Source organism: Variovorax sp. CCNWLW225 (genome assembly GCF_037204045.1).
GTDB lineage: Bacteria > Pseudomonadota > Gammaproteobacteria > Burkholderiales > Burkholderiaceae_C > Variovorax.
Genome location: NZ_JBBCBV010000032.1, coordinates 23431 through 29450 on the forward strand (window position 1 = coordinate 23431; position 6020 = coordinate 29450).

General features: G+C 66.0%; 6 protein-coding genes. 4 read left to right on the top strand and 2 right to left on the bottom strand.

All coding sequences use genetic code 11. The annotated features are described in order from the left end of the window. Entirely contained in the window at nucleotides 1-1203 is a 1203-nt protein-coding gene (gene purT, locus V9L20_RS26600) for a formate-dependent phosphoribosylglycinamide formyltransferase (RefSeq protein ID WP_258502736.1), read from the bottom strand. A 185-nt stretch (nucleotides 1204-1388) separates the two neighbouring features. On the opposite strand from purT, the gene V9L20_RS26605 reads away from it, so the two are divergent. The 3 genes from V9L20_RS26605 to V9L20_RS26615 are packed head-to-tail and all read left to right on the top strand — an operon-like array spanning nucleotide 1389 to nucleotide 4469. After that, a complete protein-coding gene (locus V9L20_RS26605) occupies nucleotides 1389-2237 on the top strand; it encodes a 3-hydroxybutyryl-CoA dehydrogenase (RefSeq protein ID WP_126749873.1) in 849 nt (282 codons plus the stop codon). A 34-nt stretch (nucleotides 2238-2271) separates the two neighbouring features. Beyond that, entirely contained in the window at nucleotides 2272-3096 is an 825-nt protein-coding gene (locus V9L20_RS26610; RefSeq protein ID WP_337298831.1) for a crotonase/enoyl-CoA hydratase family protein, read from the top strand. Nucleotides 3097-3137: 41 nt separating this feature from the next. Continuing rightward, nucleotides 3138-4469 (top strand): serine hydrolase domain-containing protein, encoded by a 1332-nt coding sequence (locus V9L20_RS26615; protein ID WP_337298832.1) that lies wholly within the window; start codon nucleotides 3138-3140, stop codon nucleotides 4467-4469. Nucleotides 4470-4485: 16 nt separating this feature from the next. On the opposite strand, the gene V9L20_RS26620 is transcribed toward V9L20_RS26615, so the two are convergent. After that, nucleotides 4486-5262 carry a type III pantothenate kinase gene (locus V9L20_RS26620; RefSeq protein WP_337298833.1) on the bottom strand — a complete coding sequence of 259 codons (777 nt, stop codon included), beginning with the start codon at nucleotides 5260-5262 and terminating at the stop codon, nucleotides 4486-4488. A gap of 126 nt (nucleotides 5263-5388) precedes the next feature. On the opposite strand from V9L20_RS26620, the gene lysM reads away from it, so the two are divergent. Beyond that, nucleotides 5389-5850 carry a peptidoglycan-binding protein LysM gene (gene lysM, locus V9L20_RS26625; protein WP_126749877.1) on the top strand — a complete coding sequence of 154 codons (462 nt, stop codon included), beginning with the start codon at nucleotides 5389-5391 and terminating at the stop codon, nucleotides 5848-5850. Nucleotides 5851-6020 lie beyond the last annotated feature (170 nt).

Genomic DNA, 6020 nt, shown 5'->3' on the forward strand with positions numbered 1-6020 from the left:
TCAGGCCTTGCGCGGCTTCACGCGCGAGGCGGCTTCCTTGGCGTTGACGCGCGCGGTGTCCACATCGCCCGCATGCGCGAGGGCCACGCCCATGCGGCGCTTGGCAAAGCTCTCTGGCTTGCCGAACAGCCGGATATCGCTGCCGGGCACCTGCAGCGCCTCGGCCACGCCGTCGAACGCAATGCCGGTGGCGTCGACACCGCCGTAGATCACCGCGCTCGCGCCCGGGCTCTTGAGCGAGGTGTCCACCGGCAAGCCGAGGATCGCGCGCGCATGCAGCTCGAACTCGTTCTGCCACTGGGTAGCCATGGTCACCATGCCGGTGTCGTGCGGACGCGGGCTCACTTCGCTGAACCAGACCTCTTCGCCCTTCACGAACAGCTCGACGCCGAAGAGGCCCTGGCCGCCGAGGTCAGCCGTGACGGCCTGCGCGATCTGCTGCGCCTTCTGCAGCGCGGCAGGTGCCATGGGGTGCGGCTGCCAGCTTTCGACATAGTCGCCGCTCACCTGCACATGGCCGATGGGTTCGCAGAACTGCGTCTGCACCGCGCCGGCCGCGTCCTTGGCGCGAACGGTGAGCAGCGTGATCTCGTAGTCGAAGTCGATGAAGCCTTCGACGATCACTCGCCCGTGGCTCACGCGGCCGCCGGCCATGGCGTAGTCCCAGGCCTTCTGCACGTCGGCAGGGCCGTCGATCTTGCTCTGGCCCTTGCCGGAGCTGCTCATCACGGGCTTGACGATGCAGGGGTACCCAATGCCGGCGTCGATGGCCGCCTGCAGCTCGGCCAGCGAATCGCAGAACTTGTAGGGGCTGGTGGGCACGCCCAGCGTTTCGGCGGCCAGGCGGCGAATGCCTTCGCGGTCCATCGTGAGGCGCGCGGCGCGAGCGGTGGGAATCACGCGCACCACGCCCGCGTCTTCGAGCTGCTGCAGCATCGGCGTGGCAATGGCCTCGATCTCGGGCACCACGAGGGTGGGCTTCTCGGCCTCGATCAGCGCCTTGAGCTGCTCCGGGTCGCTCATGGTGATGGTGCGCGCATGGTGCGCCACCTGCTGGCCGGGCGCGTTCTCGTAGCGGTCGACCGCGATGGTCTCGACGCCCAGGCGCTGCAGGGCGATCAGCACCTCCTTGCCGAGCTCGCCGGAGCCGAGCAGCATCACGCGGGTAGCGGAGGGGGAAAGAGGGGTGCCGAGGGTGGTCATGGTCGGGGTCGAAAAAGAGAAGAGAAAAAAAGCGATCGCCGCACTGTAAGCCACCCGGTGGCGGCCGTGTCACTCGCAGCAACAGCGGCCTGGCGAGGCTGCTTCACAATCGATCTCCTGCAACGTGGCGGCCTTCGCGCCATGCGCCCCTTATCCAGTTTTTTCTTTATTCAAGGAGTTTTCTCATGACGATCCAGACCGTCGGCATCATCGGCGCCGGAACGATGGGCAATGGCATTGCGCAAGCTTGTGCGGTGGCCGGTGTCAATGTGGTGATGGTCGACATTGCCCAGGCGGCGGTCGACAAGGGCCTGGCCACTGTCTCGGGCAGCCTCGACCGTCTGATCAAGAAAGAAAAGCTCACGGCCGAGCAGAAGACCGCGGCGCTCGCGCTGATCAAGGGCTCGACCAACTACGACGACCTGAAAAGCGCGCAGCTCGTGATCGAAGCCGCCACCGAGAACCATGCGCTCAAGCTCAAGATCCTGAAGCAGGTCGACGAGCTGCTGGCACCCGAGGTGATCATTGCATCGAACACCTCGTCGATCTCCATCACCCAGCTCGCGGCCGCCACCTCGCGCGCCGATCGCTTCATCGGCATGCACTTTTTCAACCCTGTGCCGATGATGGCGCTGGTGGAGCTGATCCGCGGCTACCTGACGAGCGACGCCACGCACGACGCCGTGAAGGCGCTGGCCGAGAAGCTGGGCAAGTCGCCCATCACGGTGAAGAATGCGCCGGGCTTCGTGGTCAACCGCATCCTGGTGCCGATGATCAACGAGGCGTTCTTCGTGCTGTCCGAAGGCATTGCCACCGCCGAAGACATCGACGCCGGCATGAAGCTGGGCTGCAACCAGCCGATCGGCCCGCTGGCGCTGGCCGACATGATCGGCCTGGATGTGTGCCTGGCCGTGATGGAGGTCTACCTCGAGCAGTTCGGCGATTCCAAGTACCGCCCCTGCCCACTGCTGAAGGAGATGGTCGCGGCCGGCCAGCTCGGGCGCAAGACCGGGCGCGGCGTGTACACGTACTGAGCGCCCGGCAAGAACAACAAAGGAGACAAGCGCCATGACCGCCACGCCCATCACCCCAACCACCCCGCCTACCGAAGGCTGCATCGACACGCAGGTCATCGACCATGTGCTGCTGATCGGCATCAACCGCCCCGCCAAGCGCAACGGCTGGACGCCGCCGATGTTCAAGCAGCTGGCCGAGGCCTACACCCGGCTGGACGACGACCCCGACCTGCGCGTGGGCGTGCTGCATGCCTTTGGCGACCACTTCACCGCGGGCCTGGACCTGCCTGCGGTCACCGAGTACATGAAGCGCGGCGAAAAGGCGATTCCCGCCGGGTTGGTGGAGCCGCACGACTTCGGCCTGCCCGGCTACCGCCGCCGCACCAAGCCGATGGTGGTGGCGGTGAAGGGCATCTGCTTCACGGTCGGCATCGAGCTGATGCTGGGCGCCGACATCGTGGTGGCGGCCGACAACTGCCGCTTCTCGCAGATGGAAGTTCAGCGCGGCATCATGGCCACGGGCGGCGCCACGCTGCGCATGGCCGAGCGCGCGGGCGTGGGCAATGCCATGCTGCATCTGCTGACGGCCGACGAGTTCGACAGCGCCGAGGCCTATCGCCTCAACTTCGTGCAGAAGGTGGTGCCGGCCGGGCAGGAGCTCGACACGGCGCTGGCCATTGCGCAGCGCATCGCTGCGCAAGCGCCGCTGGCCGTGGTGGCCACCCGGCTGAATGTGATCAAGGCTGTCGAGCAAGGGCCGCTCGCGGCCGTGTCGGAATTCATCGAAACGCAGAAGCGCCTGTCGAACAGCGAAGATGCGGCTGAAGGCGTGCGTTCGTTCGTCGAGCGCCGGCCGGCGCGCTTCAGCGGCCGTTGACGAGCAAGTTGAAGATGAATCCCACCGGAGCCACGAAGCCCATGTCCTTTTTCCAACGCACGGCGCTCGTCGCCGCCTTCACACTGATTGCCGTGAACACCTCTTCGAACGCCCAGACGCCCGCGCCCGCCGCGCCTCCCGATCCGGCGGCCACTTCGGTCGAGGCGATGGGCTGGATGAAGGGCTTTCCGCCGCCGCCCGACAAACTGATCACCTTCGACAACCCCGTCGGCGGCGTGTTTCCGCGCACGCGCTGGAGCTTTTCGCACGTGCGAGAAACCGTGCCCACCGCCAATGTGTGGCGCGGCAGCGGCGCGCCCAGCCCGTTGCCGGCGGCGCCGCGCACCGACATCGAAGCCGTCACGTTCAAGCCCCTCGGGAGTACCGGCGAGACCGTGACCTTCGCGCAGATGATTCCGCGCACCTACACCGACGGCATCCTGGTAATGCACCGCGGCCGCGTGGTCTATGAAAAGTACTTCGGCGCGCTCACGCCCGAGCGGCCGCACATCGCGATGTCGGTCACCAAATCCTTCGTGGGCACGCTGGCGGCCATCCTGGCGGACGAAGGCAAGCTCGACCCTGCGGCACCCGTCACCAAATACCTGCCTGAACTGAAGGACACGGCGTACGGCGATGCCACGGTGCGCCAGGTGATGGACATGACCATCGGCGTGCGCTACTCCGAGAACTACGCAGACCCGAAGGCCGAGGTCTGGGACTATGCGCGCGCCGGCGGCATGCTGACCCAGGGCCCGAACTACACGGGCCCGAAATCGTTCTACGAATTCCTCGCCACGCTGCAGAAAGAAGGCGCTCATGACGCCGCCTTTGCGTATAAGACGGTGAACGCCGAGGTGCTCGCCTGGATCCTGCGCCGCGTCAGCGACCAGTCGCTCGCCGACTTGCTGAGCGAGAAGATCTGGCGCCGCATCGGCGCCGAGCAGGACGCCTACTTCATGGTCGACCGCATCGGCACCGAGTCTGGCGGCGGCGGGCTCAACACCGTGCTGCGCGACCTGGCTCGCTTCGGCGAGACCATGCGCAACGGCGGCCGTGCGACCAACGGGCAGCAGGCCATTCCGAAAGCCGTGGTCGAAGACATCCAGCGCGGCGGCGATGCGGCCAAGTTCGCCAAGGCCGGCTACGCGCTGCTGCCAGGCTGGTCGTACCGCAACATGTGGTGGGTGACGAACAATCCGCACGGTGCCTACATGGCGCGCGGCATCCACGGGCAGAGCATCTATGTCGACCCGAAGGCCGAGATGGTGATCGTGCGCTACGCCGCGCACCCGGTGGCGGCCAATGCGGGGAACGATCCGCTCACGCTGCCCGCGTTCCAGGCGGTAGCTGAAGCGCTGATGCGCCCCTGAGTTCTTTAGAAAAAGCTCAGCCGCCGTCCCGCTCGCGGGCAATGACCAGCAGGCCGTCCATGATCAGGCTTTCGACGAGTTCGAAGTCCCCATTCATGACGGGCGCCATCTTCCAGCCCGCACCGCCTGTCATGTAGCAGGCCGGCTCGGCGCCGCAGTGCGAGCGCACGTGCTGCACCATGCGCTCCACCGCACCGGCGATGGCATAAGTACCGCCGCTGGTGAGCGCGTCGCTGGTGTTGGTGGGAAATTCGCGCACTTCGCCCGTGGGCACGTGCAGCCCGGCCGTGCCCGATTCGAGCGCGCGCAGCATGATGCCGTGGCCCGGCAGGATCAACCCGCCCAGGAACTTGCCGCTGGCGTCGATGGCCTCCACCGTGACGGCCGTGCCGATCATCACCACCACCATCGGCCGTGCGGGCCCCGTGCCCAGCATGCGGTGGCGTGCGCCGATCATCGCGACCCAGCGGTCGGCGCCCAGCCGCGTCGGATGGTCGTAGCCGTTGACGATGCCGGCCTCGGCCGCGCTCGCCACCACCCAGCGCGGCGCGCACTCGAAGCGCTCGACGATCTGCTCCTCGGCGCGGCGGCGCACTGCATCGCCGGCCACCACGCAGCCCAGCATGGCGCTTGGCGCGGGCAGGTTGGCCCAGGGGCCTTCGGCAAGGCGCTCGATGTGGTCGAGAAACTCGGCTCCGTGCGCCTGCAGCGCCGCTCCCGGATGCGCGGCATCGTAGAGAGCCCATTTGAGGCGGGTGTTGCCGATGTCGATCGCGAGGAAGGGGGAAGCCATGGGCGGGATTATTGCGACTTTATGTCGCTTACCGCCGCTTGCACTTGCGGCAAGGGACTACGCGCCATGGTCACTTGCCGCCGTTACAGTCGCGATTCCCAATAACCACGGCAGAAGGAGTACCCCATGGGTTTGCTGAGTTTCATCAAGGAAGCAGGAGAAAAGCTGTTCGGCGGTTCATCGGCCCAAGCTGCCGAGCCGGACGCGAACACCAAGGCCGCGGCTGCCATCAAGACCTATATCGAGACGCAAAATCTCGGTCTCACGGGCCTGGAAGTGACCTACACGGCCGCAACGGGCGTCGTCACGCTGGCCGGCCAGGCACCTTCGCAGGAAGCGAGCGAAAAAGCCGGGCTTGCCGCAGGCAACGTCGCGAATGTGACGAGCGTCGACAACAACCTTGTTGCACCGGCGGCAGCGCCCGCGCAGTACCACGATGTGGTGAAGGGCGACACGCTCTCGGCCATTTCGAAGAAGTACTACGGCGATGCCAACAAGTACAACGCGATTTTCGAAGCCAACAAGCCGATGCTGAGCCATCCGGACAAGATCTATCCGGGGCAGAAGCTGCGTATTCCGGCGCTTTGAGCTGATTCAGCTCGCCGATGAAAAAGGCCCACTGGAGACGGTGGGCCTTTGTTTTTTGTGCTGTTTTTCTTGGCGCTGCTGTTCAGGGCACTACTGTTCAGGGCGTGTGCAAAGGCCACCGGGTACTCCCCTCCGCGAATGTCCCCCGGGCTTCGCCCTCCTCCTTTATT